Annotated in this window: 15 protein-coding genes; 6 read left to right on the top strand and 9 right to left on the bottom strand. The window is 61.5% G+C overall.

The genetic code is table 11. The features are described from left to right. Positions 1-32 precede the first annotated feature (32 nt). From LPB072_RS16195 to LPB072_RS16170, 6 genes are all read right to left on the bottom strand, one after another. The gene (locus tag LPB072_RS16195; RefSeq protein WP_066089201.1) at positions 33-1,742 is read right to left on the bottom strand and encodes a tannase/feruloyl esterase family alpha/beta hydrolase; all 1,710 of its coding nucleotides are present in this window, start codon (positions 1,740-1,742) and stop codon (positions 33-35) included. Between the two features lie 39 nt (positions 1,743-1,781). After that, positions 1,782-2,201 (bottom strand): acyl-CoA thioesterase, encoded by a 420-nt coding sequence (locus LPB072_RS16190; RefSeq protein WP_066089204.1) that lies wholly within the window; start codon positions 2,199-2,201, stop codon positions 1,782-1,784. A 49-nt stretch (positions 2,202-2,250) separates the two neighbouring features. Next, positions 2,251-3,015: an SDR family NAD(P)-dependent oxidoreductase gene (locus tag LPB072_RS16185; RefSeq protein ID WP_066089206.1), complete on the bottom strand. Its 765-nt coding sequence runs from the start codon at positions 3,013-3,015 to the stop codon at positions 2,251-2,253. 23 nt (positions 3,016-3,038) lie between these two features. Beyond that, positions 3,039-4,292 (bottom strand): thiolase family protein, encoded by a 1,254-nt coding sequence (locus LPB072_RS16180; RefSeq protein ID WP_066089209.1) that lies wholly within the window; start codon positions 4,290-4,292, stop codon positions 3,039-3,041. A 121-nt stretch (positions 4,293-4,413) separates the two neighbouring features. Then, positions 4,414-6,267: a feruloyl-CoA synthase gene (locus LPB072_RS16175; RefSeq protein ID WP_066089211.1), complete on the bottom strand. Its 1,854-nt coding sequence runs from the start codon at positions 6,265-6,267 to the stop codon at positions 4,414-4,416. Between the two features lie 131 nt (positions 6,268-6,398). Then, on the bottom strand, positions 6,399-7,187 hold the full coding sequence (locus LPB072_RS16170) for a crotonase/enoyl-CoA hydratase family protein (protein ID WP_066089214.1): 789 nt from the start codon (positions 7,185-7,187) through the stop codon (positions 6,399-6,401). 113 nt (positions 7,188-7,300) lie between these two features. Between LPB072_RS16170 and LPB072_RS16165 the strand changes: the two genes are divergently transcribed. From LPB072_RS16165 to LPB072_RS16140, 6 genes are all read left to right on the top strand, one after another. Then, the gene (locus LPB072_RS16165; protein ID WP_066089218.1) at positions 7,301-8,170 is read left to right on the top strand and encodes an amidohydrolase family protein; all 870 of its coding nucleotides are present in this window, start codon (positions 7,301-7,303) and stop codon (positions 8,168-8,170) included. Positions 8,171-8,353: 183 nt separating this feature from the next. Continuing rightward, on the top strand, positions 8,354-9,394 hold the full coding sequence (locus LPB072_RS16160) for a TRAP transporter substrate-binding protein (RefSeq protein WP_066089221.1): 1,041 nt from the start codon (positions 8,354-8,356) through the stop codon (positions 9,392-9,394). Positions 9,395-9,611: 217 nt separating this feature from the next. Next, entirely contained in the window at positions 9,612-10,133 is a 522-nt protein-coding gene (locus LPB072_RS16155; protein ID WP_066089224.1) for a TRAP transporter small permease, read from the top strand. Between the two features lie 2 nt (positions 10,134-10,135). Next, positions 10,136-11,452 (top strand): TRAP transporter large permease, encoded by a 1,317-nt coding sequence (locus LPB072_RS16150; RefSeq protein WP_066089227.1) that lies wholly within the window; start codon positions 10,136-10,138, stop codon positions 11,450-11,452. An 86-nt stretch (positions 11,453-11,538) separates the two neighbouring features. Beyond that, positions 11,539-12,447 carry an NAD(P)-dependent oxidoreductase gene (locus LPB072_RS16145; protein ID WP_066089230.1) on the top strand — a complete coding sequence of 303 codons (909 nt, stop codon included), beginning with the start codon at positions 11,539-11,541 and terminating at the stop codon, positions 12,445-12,447. Between the two features lie 16 nt (positions 12,448-12,463). After that, positions 12,464-13,435 (top strand): AEC family transporter, encoded by a 972-nt coding sequence (locus LPB072_RS16140; RefSeq protein WP_066089384.1) that lies wholly within the window; start codon positions 12,464-12,466, stop codon positions 13,433-13,435. Between the two features lie 38 nt (positions 13,436-13,473). On the opposite strand, the gene ehuA is transcribed toward LPB072_RS16140, so the two are convergent. From ehuA to ehuC, 3 genes are read right to left on the bottom strand one after another with little or no spacing between them, the layout of a single operon-like run. Continuing rightward, entirely contained in the window at positions 13,474-14,274 is an 801-nt protein-coding gene (gene ehuA / locus LPB072_RS16135) for an ectoine/hydroxyectoine ABC transporter ATP-binding protein EhuA (protein WP_066089233.1), read from the bottom strand. Then, on the bottom strand, positions 14,271-14,948 hold the full coding sequence (gene ehuD / locus LPB072_RS16130; protein ID WP_066089236.1) for an ectoine/hydroxyectoine ABC transporter permease subunit EhuD: 678 nt from the start codon (positions 14,946-14,948) through the stop codon (positions 14,271-14,273). Before ehuD ends, ehuA begins: the two co-directional genes overlap by 4 nt. Continuing rightward, positions 14,948-15,601 (bottom strand): ectoine/hydroxyectoine ABC transporter permease subunit EhuC, encoded by a 654-nt coding sequence (gene ehuC, locus LPB072_RS16125; protein ID WP_082876864.1) that lies wholly within the window; start codon positions 15,599-15,601, stop codon positions 14,948-14,950. Before ehuC ends, ehuD begins: the two co-directional genes overlap by 1 nt. Positions 15,602-15,620 lie beyond the last annotated feature (19 nt).

Below are 15,620 nucleotides of genomic sequence, written 5' to 3'. Positions count from 1 at the left end.
TTCCCTCGTGCGATCGGGTTTTGCGGCGCGACTCAGCGACAGGTGAAACTGGAGGCGCTTTCGATGGAGCCCTGACCGTTGTAGGTCGCCACCGTGGGGTAGGCGCAAAGTGGGCGGGTGCGGTTGGCCGACCAGTTGGCGGGCAGCGCTTCGTTCGCGCCACCTGCATTGGCAGCGCCACGGGCAGTGGCCAAAACGGCTTGTGGGGCCACGCCTTCCTCCACCCACTTCACCAACGGGCCGAGCAAGTCGAACTGGTCGGTGGCCGGGCCGCCCGAGCAATGGTTCATGCCGGGCACCGGGAAGTAGCGGATGGCACCACTGGCGCCAGGAATCTGGCCTGCGCGTTCCACCCAGGCGCGGGTGTCTTCGGCCGAGAAGATGGGGTCGCTCACGCCATGGAAGGCAATGAGTTTGCCGCCTCGTTGGGCCAGTGCGCCCATGTACGCCGGGTTTTCATGACCGGGGGGCGTCATCAGTGCCAGGGCCGATTCTTTGTAGACATCGGTGGTGGCGCTGAACAGGGCCAGGCGGGCATCGGTATCGTCTTTCACGGGGTCAACGCGGCCTGGAGGCGCGCTGAACACGGCACCAGCGGCCAGCGGGTCGAGTGCCAGCGCATTGACGAATTTCCAGGTGGCCCAGTTGTCACCGGACACGCCGGCATCCAGGGGGAAGGGCGAGTAGATCCGCTTGCCTGCGGGGGTGTGCACACCGCCAAAAATCTGGCCAATGGCCAACTTCTGGTCTGCCGTCAGGCATTGGCCATTGCGCGCGCCTTCGCAGGTGGCCACGTCGGTGTCGAGCTTGAAGCTTCTCTGGCAAGCCTGCACGTCATGGATCAGGCCGTCTTTGGCGCCATCGAGCGCATCGCACCTGGTCAGCAGGGCCTGAGACAACGTGGTGCGTTCGGCGCTGGTAAAGGCCGAGCCCAGATCGGGCAGTTTGACGTTGGGCACCATCGGGTGGGGCACGGTGGCGCCCGGCATGGCCAGTGGCGCCCAGATCTGGGCGCTGCGGATTTGCGCCAGCGCGGCCAGTGGCAGTTGGTAGCCCGGCGCACCGACCAGGTAGCCGTCGTAGGCATCGGTCAAACGCGAGGCGGCGACCATGGCGTGGCGCCCGCCGTTGGAGCAGCCGCCAATGTAGGAGCGGTCGGGGGCCTTGCCGTAGGCCGATGCGATCAGCGCTTTGGCCATGGGTGTGAGTTTGGCCACAGCCTGGTAGCCGTAGTCCAGGCGCGCTTGAGGCTCGGCACCGAAGGGCACGGTTTGTTTGCCGGTGTGGCCTGCGTCAGAGCTGATGACGGCAAAACCCTGTTTCAATGCACCCGTCAGCTGGCCACCAGGGAGCGCGCCGTCTGCGGTTTTGACGCTGCCGTCCAGGCCCCCGTTGGCCTGGTAGTAAAAGCGGCCCGCCCAGTCTTTGGGCAAGCGCATTTCAAAGCCGATGGCATAGGTCTGGCCGTCGGTGCCTTGTCGGGCATGCATTTGCCCCATCACCAGGCAGTGGGCGGCGATGGGCTGCCCGGCCTGTTTCAGCTCGCCGGCCCCGACCGAAACGGCGGATTCGATCACCGTGTTGGCAGCGCTGAACCGGCTGGCCAATATTTCACATTGCTGCAGTGTGGCGCCCCTGGCGGCCGCAAGGGCGGGGGCATCGTTTGCCGGGCCATGTGCGCAGGCGCTCAGGAGCACCATGGAAGCGGCGCCGAAGGTCAGTTTGCCTGGGATGTTCGTCATGGTGTCTCCAGTTGGCGACCGAGAAGGAGCGGGGCAGATTTACGAGCACTTTGCCCGGATGTCTTCGGGAATGGGTATGGCCTTGATGCGGTCCGGGTTGGCGGGGTCGCGCATGCAGAAGGCGCGGGTTTCGGTGCCTTCACACAACACGGTGTCGCCCCGTTGAACCACGTGCTTGTGGATCAGCACCTTTTCACGCCACTCGGTGACGCTGGTGTATATCTGCAGCCGCTCGCCGTAGGTGGCGGGTTTCATGAACTTGGTGTTGATCTCCAGCAGCGGTGTGCCGATGATGCCGGTGGTCTTCACAAGTTCGCGCCATGGCGGCACACCACACTTGACAAAGAAGTTCAGCGAGGACGCATCCATCCACTTCGAAAAATTGGGAAAGAAGACGATGCCGGCGGGATCGCAATCGCCAAACATCACCTCGACTTCGTAAATCACTGTTTTGGTCATCGACAAGGTCTTTCGAGCGTGGGTTTTCAGATGGGGTTGGCCATGGGGATCAACGGGGGGCCATGCGCAGTGCGCCGTCCAGACGGATCACCTCGCCGTTCAGATGGCCGTTGCTCACGATATGGGCGGCCAGTTGGGCAAACTCTTCGGGCTTGCCAAGGCGCTGAGGAAATGGAATGCTCTTGGCGAGCGATTCCTGCACGGGCTCGGGCAGTTCCTTGAGCAGCGGGGTGGCGAACAGACCGGGCGCGACCGTGCAGACCCGGATGCCGTGTTGCGCAAGGTCGCGCGCCATGGGCAGCGTCATCCCGGCCACGCCGGCTTTCGATGCACTGTAGGCTTGCTGACCCACCTGGCCGTCAAAAGCGGCGACGCTGGCGGTGAACACCATCGCGCCGCGTTCCCCGTCTTCCATGGGGTCGAGCTTGGCGCAGGCGGCAGCGAAGAGGCGCGCCGCGTTGTAGGTGCCGATGAGGTTGACGTTGATGACGCGGGCAAAGTCCTCCAGCGGCGCCGGGTTGCCGTCTTTGCCGACCACACGCTTGGCGCTGCCGATGCCGGCAATGTGCATCAGGATCCGGGCCGGGCCATGGGCCTGGGCTGCGGCCTCGACCGCCGCCTGCATGCTGTCCGGATCGGTGACATCGCATTGGCAGGCCAGACCACCGATGTCGGCAGCGACGCGTTGCGCATTGGCGAGGTTGAGGTCGAGCACGGCAACTTTGGCGCCCAGTCGGGCCAGTTCGCGTGCCGTGGCTTCGCCGAGACCGGAGCCTCCGCCGGTAACGAGTGCTGCTTGTCCTTGGATGTTCATGGTGATTCCTTAAAAGTGAAGGGTCAGGCGGTCGCGCCGGGGTTTTCGATGAGAAGGGCAATGCCCTGGCCGCCGCCAACGCAGGCACTGGAGATGCCATAGCGCAGGCCCGAGCGCTGCAGTTCGCGCGCCAGCGTGAGCGTGAGGCGAACGCCTGTGGTGGCCAGGGGGTGTCCCAGCGCGATGGCGCCACCGTTGACATTGAGCTTGTCGAGGTCCAGCCCCAGTTCGCGGCCCACGGCCAGCGTTTGAGCACCCTGGGCTTCGTTGATTTCGAAGCGGCCGATGTCGCTGAGCTTCAAGCCCGTGCGCTCCAGCAGCAAGCGAATGGCGGGCGCTGGGCCGATGCCCATGATCTCGGGGGGCACGCCCACCGCGGCCGCTGCGACCACGCGAGCCAGCGGCTGCTTGCCCCGGGCTTTGGCGAAGGCCCCCGAACTCACCACACAAGCCGCTGCAGCGTCCACCAGCGCGGCGCTGTTGCCACCGGTTTGCACGCCGCCTTCGTAGACGGGGCGCAGTTTGGCCAGCACCTCGACGGGGGACGTGCGTGGGTGGGTGTCGCTGGCGACTTCGGTGAGCTTGCCTTGCAGCTTGATGCCACGTGGCTTGTAGCCGTCGAGCTCAAATTTTTCGGTGATCACCGAAACAATTTCGCCAGCCAGGAAACCACTGGCTTGCGCCGCCACCGCTTTGGCGAATGAAGACGATGCAAAGGCATCCACTTCTTCGCGGCTGATGCTGTATTTTTTGGCCAGATTCTCGGCGGTCTGGATCATGTTGATGCCCGCCGCAGGGTCCTTCAAGGCTTCCCACATGTAGTCCTTGAAACCCACCGGAGCGCCCAGTTTGAAGCCGGTGCGGTGGTCGAAGGCGGCGATGGGGTTGCGCGTCATGCTCTCGGTCCCCACCACGAGCGCCGTATCGCACACACCGGCTTCGATCTGCTCGCCGGCCTGGCGGAACAGTTCGAAGCCGGTGCCGCAGATGCGTTGGGTCATGATGGCCGGCACCTCTACCGGAACACCGGCGTAGAGGCCGATGTGGCGGGGCAGGAAAAACTGGTCAAAGTCGCCGGGCGCCATGTTCCCGGTGATCACGGAGCCGATGTCGGTGCCTGAGACACCCGAGCGCAGCAGCGCTTCACGGGCTGCCTTGATGCCGAGATCGGTGGGCGAGATGTGGCCCAGGGCGCCGCAGTAGTCCACCATCGGGGTACGTACACCGTCGAGGATGACCACGTCGGTGAACGAATTGAAGAAACCTCTGGCTGTCATGTTGCTTTCCTTTAAATGCGAGCCTGGCATTGACATGCCTTGACTTCGGGATACCGTGGAACCGGCTTTGCCGGGCCACCCGCATCGCCCTTTGGAGGTGACGTCGCAGGCAGCGCGGGGGCTATTGCGGTTTCAGGATGAAATGCAGCTCGTCGGCGTGCAGCTTGGCGACCGTGTCGGCGCGGTGGGTCAGCACGGCGCGCTGGTTGATCGAGCCTTTGTCGGTGATTTCGCCGCGGTCGATGGTGGGCGGGTCGGCCAACAGGCACAGACGGGCAATGCGGTTGGCGCTGCCCGTGGCGGTTTTTGCGAGTTCGTTCACCACGGTCTGGAAATGCGCGATCACGGCTGGGTGGTCGAGCACTTCGTGCATGGAGGTCTCGGCGGGCAGGTTGGTGAGCGTGCGCACGGCTGGAGTCGGGAACACCATCGCACCGACTTCCTTCAGGTTGATGCCCGTGAGCACCGCGTCTTGAACGAAGGGCGCACCTGCTGCAATGATCTTGCCGCGCAGTGGGCCGACGCTGACAAAGGTGCCTGTGGCGAGCTTGAAATCTTCTGCGATGCGTCCGTCGAATTTCAGACCGAGGTGGATGTCGGTTTCGTCGATCCATTTCACGGCGTCGCCCGTTTTGAAGAAGCCTTCCTCGTCGAAAGCGCCAGCGGTCTCTTCAGGCATGCGCCAGTAACCCTGCGTGATGTTGGGGCCCTTGTAGCGCACCTCGGTTTTGCCGTCCATATCGACCAGCTTGAGCTCCAGGCCAGGTGTTGGCAATCCCAGATCACCAGCCTTGACGTTGGGGCTGGTCACAAAAATACCAAAGGGCCCGGACTCGGTCATGCCCAGGCCGGTGGACATCACGATGCGCTCACCCACCTCGCGCTCCTGGCTTTCAAACAGACTGTCCCACACGGGTTGCGCCAAAGCTGCACCCGCATAAAAGAACATGTTGACCTTGGCGAGCAGGGTCTTGCGCAACTGGTCGTCTGCCTTCATGGCGTTGGCGATCGCCTCAAAACCTGTGGGCACGTTGAAGTACACCGTGGGCGAGATTTCGCGCAGGTTGCGCAAGGTCTCGGCCATGAGGGCGGGCGTGGGCTTGCCATCGTCGATGTACAGCGTGCCGCCGTGGTAGACCACCATGCCGAAGTTGTGGTTTCCGCCGAAAGTGTGGTTCCAGGGCAGCCAGTCGACCAGGACCAGTGGGCCGTCGGTCAGAACCGGCATGGAGGAGGCCATCTGCTGCTGGTTGGCGCACCACATGCGCTGTGTGTTGATCACCGCCTTGGGCATCTTGGTCGAGCCGGAAGTGAACAGGAACTTGACGATGGTGTCCGGGCCGGTGGCGGCCATGGCGGCGTCCACGTCGGGCGTGGGCTCTGTGGCGAGCAGTGCTTCGAAAGAGGTGGTCGAGCGCCCAGGCACTGTGCCATGGGTGGTCACAAGTTCCACCGACTCGTCCAGTGTCGCCAACATGGCGCGGCTGTAGCGGTTGGCATCGCTGGCAAACACCAGGCCCGGGGTCAGCGTTTTGACCACATGGTGCAGTTTGTCAAAATCCTGGCTGATCAAGGAGTAGGGCGGAGAAGTGGGGCAGTAGGCCACGCCCGCGTAAATACAGCCCAGCGCCAACAAGGCATGTTCCAGATCGTTCTCGCTCAAAACCAACACGGGCCGCTCTGCGCTAAGGCCCCGGTTGAGCAGGCCCTGGCCGATGCGCCGTGCCGCATCCAGCGCCTGGGCGAAGCTGATGTGTTTCCAGTCGCCACTGCTGCCATCGGCCTGCTTGGTTCGCCGAGCGAACAGCGTTTGCTCGGGACGCTCTTTGGCCCAATGCACGAGGCGATCGGTCAGACGCTCAGGGAATGGCGGCAGGTCCTGTTCCGCACGCAGATAGTGAACACCAGTGGCACCGTCGCGCAGCGAGGCGCGGGTGACTCCGAATTTCAGGGGGCGGTATTTGGCAGCGGTCATTGGGTCTCCAAAGGCTTTTTGTTTCGATGTCTGCGGATTCGGCAGGCAAGCGTGTCTGTTTTCAGGATGCAGCGGAACCGGCTCCGCCGGGTCGCCAGCATCGCCCCCTGGGGGGGACGCCGCAGGCGGGGTCAGTCCTTCTTGACTTTCGCGGCCTTGCCCTCCAGGAAGGCTCTCACCCGGGCCTTGGCTTCTGGCGCACTTTGTGCAACCGACGCCATCAGGGCTTCGGTGAACAGGCCGTGGTCGGCGGGCTGTTCGGCGATGCGTGGCAGCGCATGCATCAGGGCAAAATTGGTCATGGGGGCGTTGTCTGCGATTCGCTTGGCGAGTTCGACCGCCTTGTCGAGGGCGGTACCTGTGGGCACCAGGTATTGCGCCAGCCCAATGCGTTCGCCATCGGCTGCGTTGTACACGCGGCCGGTGAGCATCATGTCGGTCATGCGGGCCGCGCCAATCAGTTTGGGGACACGGACCGAACCACCACCGCCGACAAAAATGCCGCGCGTGCCTTCAGGCAATGCGTAAAAGGTTGATTCGTCGGCCACGCGAATGTGGCATGCGGTGGCCAGCTCCAGGCCGCCACCAACCACGGCGCCGTGCAGTGCCGCAATGACCGGCACGGTGCCCTTTTCCACGCACTCCAGCGCGGCATGCCACATGCGCGAATGCATCACGCCTTCCGAGGCATCGCGTTCGCTGAGCTCGGACAAATCCAGCCCGGCGCAAAAATGGTCACCCTTGCCATCGATGACGGCAGCGCGTACGGTCTTGGGCAGATTCTGAAAAACATCGCGAATCGCCAGGATCAGGGCATCGTTCAACGCGTTGCGTTTGGGCGCGCGGTTCAGCGTGACCACAGCGACTTCAGATTGCTCGCCGGCAAAACTCAGGCTCAGGTCGGGATTGTTGGTTGTCATGGTGTTCGGGTTTTCCTGCTTGTTCGGTGTCGCAATTATTGTTATAAATGATAACCAAATCAAGTTGAGAAACACCTTTCTCTGCCCGTGTTTACCCTTAGCCTGCCGCTGCCATGGACCACAAAAACCTCATTGCGATCGATATCCACACCCATGCCGAAGTGAGTTGTCGCAACCCCTTCGACAACTATGGCGAAGAGTACGACCGGGCGGCCGACAAGTTTTTTGGCAGCAACCGCCGACCCACCATCGCTGAAACCATAGCCTACTACCGGGAGCAAAAAATTGGTCTGGTGATGTTCACTGTGGACAGTGAAAGCCAGCTGGGCCGCCGCCGGATCCCCAATGAAGAGATTGCCGATGCCGCGCGCGAGAACAGCGACATGATGGTGGCCTTCGCCAGCATCGATCCCCATAAAGGCAAGATGGGCGCTCGGGAGGCGGAGCGTCTGATCAAAGAGGCCGGGATCAAGGGATTCAAGTTCCACCCGACAGTGCAGGGATACCACCCTTACGACAAGATGGCCTGGCCCATTTACGAGGTGATCAACGAATACAAGCTGCCGGCCATTTTCCATACCGGTCACAGCGGTATCGGGTCTGGCATGCGCTGTGGCGGTGGTCTGCGACTGGAATACAGCAACCCCATGCATCTCGATGACGTGGCGATCAGTTTCCCTGACATGCAGATCGTGATGGCGCATCCCAGCTTTCCATGGCAGGACGAAGCGCTGTCGGTTGCAACACACAAGCCCAATGTGTGGATCGATCTTTCGGGCTGGAGCCCGAAGTACTTCCCCAAGCAGTTGGTTCAATACGCCAACACCCTTCTCAAAGACCGCATTCTGTTTGGCAGTGACTTCCCGTTGATCACCCCCGAGCGCTGGATGAGGGATTTTGAGGTGGCCGGTTTCAAACCGGAGGTCATGCCAGGGATTCTGAAGGGCAACGCGGTGCGCTTGCTCGGGCTGGAGAACACCTGAATGCTGCCCGAGAATGCCCCGTGCTCCATAGCGTTATGGCATAGCTGAAAGATGCCAGAAGGTTGCGTTTCTCAGGGTAAATGCGCCGTCTGGTACGGCATGTGGTCTGTTTCAATGACAGGGTAATTGAGGCGAGAAGCGTCTTTAGTCAACCCGAGTTCTTTTCAACATCTGGAGATACCTATGAAATACATGAATCGCAGAGGCACATTGGCCACTTTGGCTGTCGCCGCAAGCACGCTGCTGGCCGGTCACGCCATGGCTCAGGACACCATCACGCTGCGCATGCACCAGATGCTGCCCGCGCAGGCCACCATTCCCTCCAAGGCATTGCTTCCTTGGGCGCAGAAGGTTGAAAAGGAATCGGGCGGCAAGATCAAGGTCCAGATGTACAACACCATGCAACTCGGGGGTACACCGCCACAGCTGTTTGACCAGGCCCGGGATGGTGTGGTCGATCTGACCTGGACGGTGCTGGGTTACACCCCTGGCCGCTTCCCCAAGACAGAGGTGTTTGAGCTGCCCTTCATCACCACAACCGCTGAAGCCTCTTCGCGAGCGATTCAGGAATATGCGGAGACCTATGCTGCCGACGAATTCAAGAGCGTCAAGCTGATTGCGGTACACACCCACGGCCCCGGACTGTTCCACACCAAGAACCCGATCAACCGGCTTGAAGACCTCAAAGGCATGAAGATTCGCGGCGGCTCGCGCATCATCAACAACATGCTGACCGAGCTGGGTGCAACCCCGGTGGGAATGCCTGTGCCTGCAGTGACCGAGGCTTTGTCCAAGGGCGTGCTCGATGGCACGACCATTCCCTGGGAAGTGGTTCCTGCGGTGAAAGTGCAGGAAATCGTGCACAACCACACCACCTTCGCTGGCGCCAATGGCTTGTACAACTCCACGTTTGCGTTCTCCATGAACCGCGCGGCCTACGACAAGCTGCCCGCCGACCTGAAGAAAGTCATCGACAACAATTCGGGTATCGAGACCGCAGCCATGTTTGGTCGCGCCATGGATGAAGGCGACAAAGTGGGTCGTGGTCTGGCAGAAAAGGCCGGGAACAAGATTGTGGCGCTGGATGAAGCCGAGACGGCTCGCTGGCGCAAGACCGCCGCTGACGTGGAAACCACCTGGGTTGAGGAAGTCAAGGCCAAAGGTATTGACGGCGCCAAGCTTGCCGCCGTTGCCCGCGCGTTGATTGCCAAGAATTCGAAGTGATCGATGGTGATTGAACGGCTGCCCCGTCGCATGGGGTGGTCGTTTTTTTTCGAAAGATGACAGGGAAATAGAACTTCACAGTTTCGGTGGATAAAATGAATTTCTCTAAACGTAACGATCTGCAGCCCGATTCCGGTGCATTCCTTCCTCTGGATGGGTGCCGTGTATCCTCTGCGGGCAATTCTGTGCGGGCAACCCGCCACCAAAGGACTTGAGGATGATTGACTGGATTTACCGCATGGCGCGCTGGACCGCATTGGTCGGCGGGATGGTGCTGGTCGGCTTGATGCTGATGGTGGTTGTGAGCGTTGCCGGGCGCGCGATGATCGGCCTGGGGCTGGGCCCTGTGCCCGGTGACTTCGAGCTGGTTGAAGTGGGTGTTGGCATTGCCGTCTTTTTCTTCATGCCCTGGTGCTACCTGAAGGGAGGCCACGCCACGGTGGACCTCTTGCACATGCACATGCCACGCTGGTTTCAGAAAACGGTAGACACCGCCAGCGATGTGTTGATGCTGCTGGTCTGGCTGGTGATGACCTGGATGCTGTGGGAGGGTATGTTGGAGAAAAAGGAATACACGGAAACCACCTTTATTCTGCAAATGCCCATCTGGTGGGCCTACGCGATGTGTCTGGTGGGCGCCGTGGCCGGCTGCATCACCTACGTAGCGAAGACAGCGACCCAGTTGGGTTTGGCGTCTGAGCCCAAGGGCTGGACCGTTGATGGAAATGCGGGACACTGATCATGAGCAATATTGAACTCGCACTGTGGTCTTTTCCGCTGCTTCTCCTGTTGATCTTCATTCGTGTGCCTATCGGCCTGTCCATGCTGCTGTGTGGTCTCGGCGGCGCGTGGGCCGTATATGGTGGTTATTCACCTATCCTGAGCCAACTCAAGCAGGTCACCTACAGCACCTTCTCCAACTACTCCCTGTCGGTGATCCCCCTGTTCCTGTTGATGGGGCAGTTCGCTGCCCTGGGAGGGCTTTCCCAGGCGCTGTTTAAGGCAGCGGAGGCCTGGATAGGGCATCGCAAGGGTGGCGTGGCGATGGCGGCTGTGGGTGCTTGCGCAGGATTCGGAGCCATTTGTGGCTCTTCGCTGGCCACGGCGGCCACCATGGGACAGGTCGCGTTGCCAGAGCTCAAACGCGCTGGTTACGCTGGCGGTATATCAACGGCCTGTCTGGCCGCTGGCGGCACACTGGGCATCCTGATTCCACCGTCGGTCGTGCTGGTGATCTACGCGATCCTGACCGAGCAAAACATCGCCAAGCTGTTTCTGGCGGCATTTGTGCCAGGCTTGCTGGCGGCTGTGGGTTACATCATCGTTCTGGCCATCTATGCTCGGGTGAAACCTCAGGATGTGGGATCCATGCCTCCGATGCCGATGAAAGACCGGTGGGTTGCCACGGTCAAGGTCTGGCCCGTGATGGTGATCTTCATCGCAGTGGTGGGCGGTATTTACACCGGTTTGTTCACGCCCACAGAAGGCGCAGCCATCGGGGCCTTTGGAACCGGCTTGTCGGCCTGGTTCAGCGGCGGTCTCAACAAAAAGACCCTGCTGGCCGCCATTTTGGGTACAGCCATGGCCACGGGCATGATTTTCATGATCGTGCTGGGCGCGGGCGTATACAACACTTTCCTGGCGTTGTCACAACTGCCGCAAGAAGCAGCCACGGCCGTAGCGAGCTGGGGCGTGAGCCCAACCGTGGTCCTGCTTGCGATTCTGGTGCTGTACGTGGTGTTGGGGTGCTTCATGGATTCGCTGTCCATGATTCTGTTGACCATCCCGGTATTTTTCCCCATTGTGACGGCGCTGGATTTTGGTTTGCCACCCGAAGAGTTTGCGATCTGGTTCGGCATCCTGGTGCTTATCGTGGTTGAGGTGGGGCTCATAACGCCTCCGGTGGGTATGAACCTGTTCGTGATCAATTCGTTGGCAAAAGAAACACCCATCACGCAAACCTACCGTGCGGTGATGCCCTTCGTGGCCAGCGACTTCATTCGTACCGCGATTCTGGTGGCGTTTCCTTCCATCACCTTGTTTGTATTGCGGCTCTGAGGTCTGGAGGCCCGGGGGAACCGATGGGGGGCCAGCGTGCGCGCTTGGCCCCTTTTTCTTGAAGCAATTGCAGCGGAGAACAGCACATGAATACCATTCGCGTGGGGCTTGTCGGATACGGGGAGGTCGGGAGGCTGTTTGGCGCAGGGCTCAAACCGAACGTGGACTGGGTCGGTGCCTGGGACCAGAAATTCGCCGGGCCAACTGCCTGCGAAGAACCGGTGGCCCATGCGGCGCAACATGGCGTGGTGGCATGTGCCAGCATGGCGGCGCTGTGTGCCGAAGCCACCTTGATCATCTCCGCCGTGACGGCATCTCAAGCCTTGGTGGTGGCGCAAGAGGCCGCAAGTGATCTGAAACCGGGCGCCATTTTTCTAGACCTGAACTCAGCCTCGCCAGCCACCAAACAAGCAGCGGCCTCGCTTATTGAGGCGGCTGGCGGCCGCTACCTTGAAGCAGGGGTCATGACATCCGTACCGCCGTATGGCATCCGGGTTCCAATGCTGCTCGGCGGACCGCATGCCCAGACTTTGTCGCCCTGGCTGAAAGCGCTGGGCATGGATGCGAAGGTCGCGAGTGAGCGGATCGGGGTGGCTTCGGCAACCAAGATGTGCCGCAGCGTCATGATCAAGGGCATGGAGGCGCTGGTGTTGGAGAGCTATGCCACAGCCCGCCACTATGGGGTTGAAGACGCCATGATCGCCACCTTGCAGGAAACCTTTCCCGGCATCGACTGGCAGCAGCAGGGCAGCTATTTTTTCAGCCGCGTCGCCCAGCATGGCAAGCGCCGTGCCGAAGAGATGCGCGAGGCGGCTCGCACCGTACAGGAGGCCGGCTTCGAGCCCTTCATGGCCTCTGCCATCGCACAAAAACACGACTGGATGGCGGCACAGGCTGGCGCTGGACACTTTCAGGCCCTGGGCGCACAGCCCAGTTGGCCAACCTATGCCGATCGCCTTTTGGCCGCGCGTGGGCCCGCCGCCAACGACCACTGACACGCAAGCCTCCCCCATGCTCGACATTCTCTCCATCACCGGTCCCATCTATTTGTGCATTGCCGCTGGTTATGCCAGCGTGCGCTGGAATTTGTTCAGCAAAGGCGACATGCGGGTGTTCGGTAAATTCGTGATCGATATCGCGTTGCCGGCACTGTTGTTCAGCGCGCTGGCCTCGCGCCCCTTGGCCGAGGTGTTCCAGCCCGCCTATTTGCTGGCCTACACGGCGGGGTCCTTGACGGTGTTGTTGGGTGCCTTGTTGTGGTCACGGCTGGCCAAGGGCAAGGGTCTGACCGAAAGCGCCTATGTCGCCATGGGCATGACATGCGCCAACAGCGGCTATGTGGGCTACCCGGTGATGCTGCTGATTTTTGGACCGTTGGCGGGCGTGATCCTTGCGCTCAACTTCATGGTCGAAAACCTGATCAAATTGCCGCTGTTGTTCACGCTGGCCGATGCGGGGGCTCTTGAGGGCGAGCGGCCCTCATTGCCAAAGGTGCTGTGGAGCACCGCGCAACGCCTGGCCCGAAATCCGATGATTGTCGCGATTGCACTGGGGTTTGGTGTGTCGATGCTGGGCTGGGAACTGCCGTCGGTGATCAGCCGCACCGTGACCCTGTTCGCCTCGGCCAGTGGCGGGTTGGCCTTGTTCATCATTGGTGGCAACCTGGTTGGGTTGCAGATCAAAGGCCTGCGCGGCCAGGTTGCCGGCATCGCGCTGGGCAAACTGGTGTTGCACCCGCTGGCGCTGTGGGGAGCTGTCTCACTGTTGCCCATGCTGGGTTTGCCTGCCTTGCAGGGGGATCTGCGTGCGGCCGCCATCCTGTCGGCGGCGATGCCGATGCTGGGCATCTATTCATTGTTGGCGGGGCGCCATGGGTACGAGGGTTTCAGCGCCGCAGCTTTGCTGGCCACAACAGCCGCTTCGTTTTTCAGCCTCAGTGCCATTCTCTGGTTGATGCGCCACAGCGCGGGTTGGCTGGGCTGAGCGAGGCGCAGGGAGGCGTGGCCTCCCTTGCCATTCGGCTAGACCGCTTCCATTACCGCCCGCAAGAACTGCTGTGTGCGTTCGTTTTGCGGGTTTTCAAACAAAGCCTGCGCCGGGCCTTGTTCTTCGATGGAACCGGCGTGAAAGAAGCACACCCGGTCGGCAAATTCGCGTGCAAAGCCCATCTGGTGGGTGACCATGAGCATGGTCAGATCGTGTTCGGCGGCGAGGTCGCGAATCACGGCCAGCACTTCTCCGCACAGCTCGGGATCCAGCGCCGAAGTGACCTCGTCGAACAACATCACCTTGGGCCGCATGGCCAGCGCGCGGGCAATGGCCACCCGTTGCTGCTGGCCGCCAGAGAGTTGTGACGGGAAGTGATCGAGCTTGTCGGCCAGGCCCACCTGGGCCAGCAGGTCGCTGGCGCGAGCGCGCGCCTCGTCCTGACTCAACCCCAGCACGGTCATCGGGGCTTCCATGCAGTTCTTCACCGCGCTCATGTGGGGAAACAGGTTGAAATGCTGGAACACCATGCCGATGTGGCCCCGCATGCGCCGCAGGTGGGCCGCGTCGGCTCGCACCAGGGATTCGCCCCGTGGCATGTGGGTCAGTGGTTCGCCGTTGACAGAGATCAGCCCGCTGTCGATGGTTTCCAGTGTCATCAACATGCGCAGCACAGTGGTCTTGCCCGAGCCGGACGGCCCGATGATGGCCACCTTTTCATTGGCTGCTACCGACAGGTCGAGCTTGTCCAGTACGGTGAGTGGCCCATAGGCTTTGCTGACCTGGTCAAACTGGATCATGGGTTGTTCGCTGGCTGGTGTCTGGTCGGTGGTCATATGCGTCGCCCCATGCGTTTGTTCAGCCAACGCTCCACGCGGCGAATCATGGCCGCCGAGATAAGGCTGAAAATCAGAAAAAAGACACCAACCAGGGTGATCGGTTCCACATAGCGGAAGGTCTCCGAGCCAAGAATCTTGGCCGTCTGCATCAGTTCCAGCACCGCGATCACGGAGAGCAGCGGTGTTTCCTTGAACAGCGCGACCAAGTAGTTGCCAAGGGCGGGCACGACGGGAGGGATCGCCTGCGGCAGGATCACGTTCTTGAAGGTGGTCCAGGCGGACAGGTTGAGTGCGATGCAGGCCTCCCATTGCCCTTTGGGCACATTGGCGAGCCCGGCCCGGTACACCTCGGAGCAATACGCACCGTAATGCAGTCCCAGGGCCAGCACGCCAGTGGGCATGGCATCCAGTGTGAGGCCAAATTCGGGCATCACGTAATAGAGAAAGAAAATCTGGATCAACAGGGGCGTGGAGCGAATGAACTCCACCACACCGCCCACCGCCATCCGCAGGGCCATGGGGCCGGCCATGCGGCCGATGGCGAACAACAGGCCCACGACCAGGGCCACAAGAAACCCAAGCAGTGTGGCCTGAAGCGTGATGACGGAGGCTTCGGCGAGAAGGGGCAGCGCTTCGGCCGCGTGATTCCAGTCCCAGATTTGAACAGCCATCAGGTCACCCGTCCCCGTCGCAGGCCACGGGCCGCGCGCGCTTCGAGCGCCCGCATGGCCAAGGTGATCAGCACCGACAAGCCCAGGTACATCAACAGCACAGTGCTGAAGACTTCGGCGGTGCGCAGGGTGTTCTGATTGATCTGCTGGGCTTTGAACGCCAGATCGGAGAGGGTGATCAACGACACCAGCGAGGTGGCTTTGAGCAGTTCGATGAACAGGTTGCCCCAGGGTGGCAGCATGGCCACGAAAGCCTGCGGCAGAACGATGCGGCGCAAAGCCTGCATGCGGGTGAGGTTCAAGGCAGTGGCCGCTTCCCATTGGCCTTTGCCCACACTGCCAATGGCGCCGCGAACCACTTCTGCACCGTAAGCACCCACGTTGAGCCCTAGGGCTGCAATGCCGACCACCATGGGTTCGAGGGTGAGGCCGAAGTGGGGCAGCACAAAGAAGAGCCAGAAGAGCTGGACCAAGGCCGAGGTACCACGAAACAGCTCCACGTAGACCGTGGCCAGCCAGCGCCAAGGCGCCGATGCGTAGAGGCGGGCCAGCGCAGCGACCAGTGCCGCAATGACCGCGACCACCGCGCCGCCGGCCGTGACCTGCAAAGTGATCACAAGGCCGCGCAGCAGCTCAGGCAAAAAATCGCGCACATCGGTGAATGTGGCCACC

The sequence above is a fragment of the Hydrogenophaga crassostreae genome, assembly GCF_001761385.1.
Lineage (GTDB): Bacteria > Pseudomonadota > Gammaproteobacteria > Burkholderiales > Burkholderiaceae_C > Hydrogenophaga > Hydrogenophaga crassostreae.
This window is presented reverse-complemented; position numbering and strand designations above follow the sequence as displayed.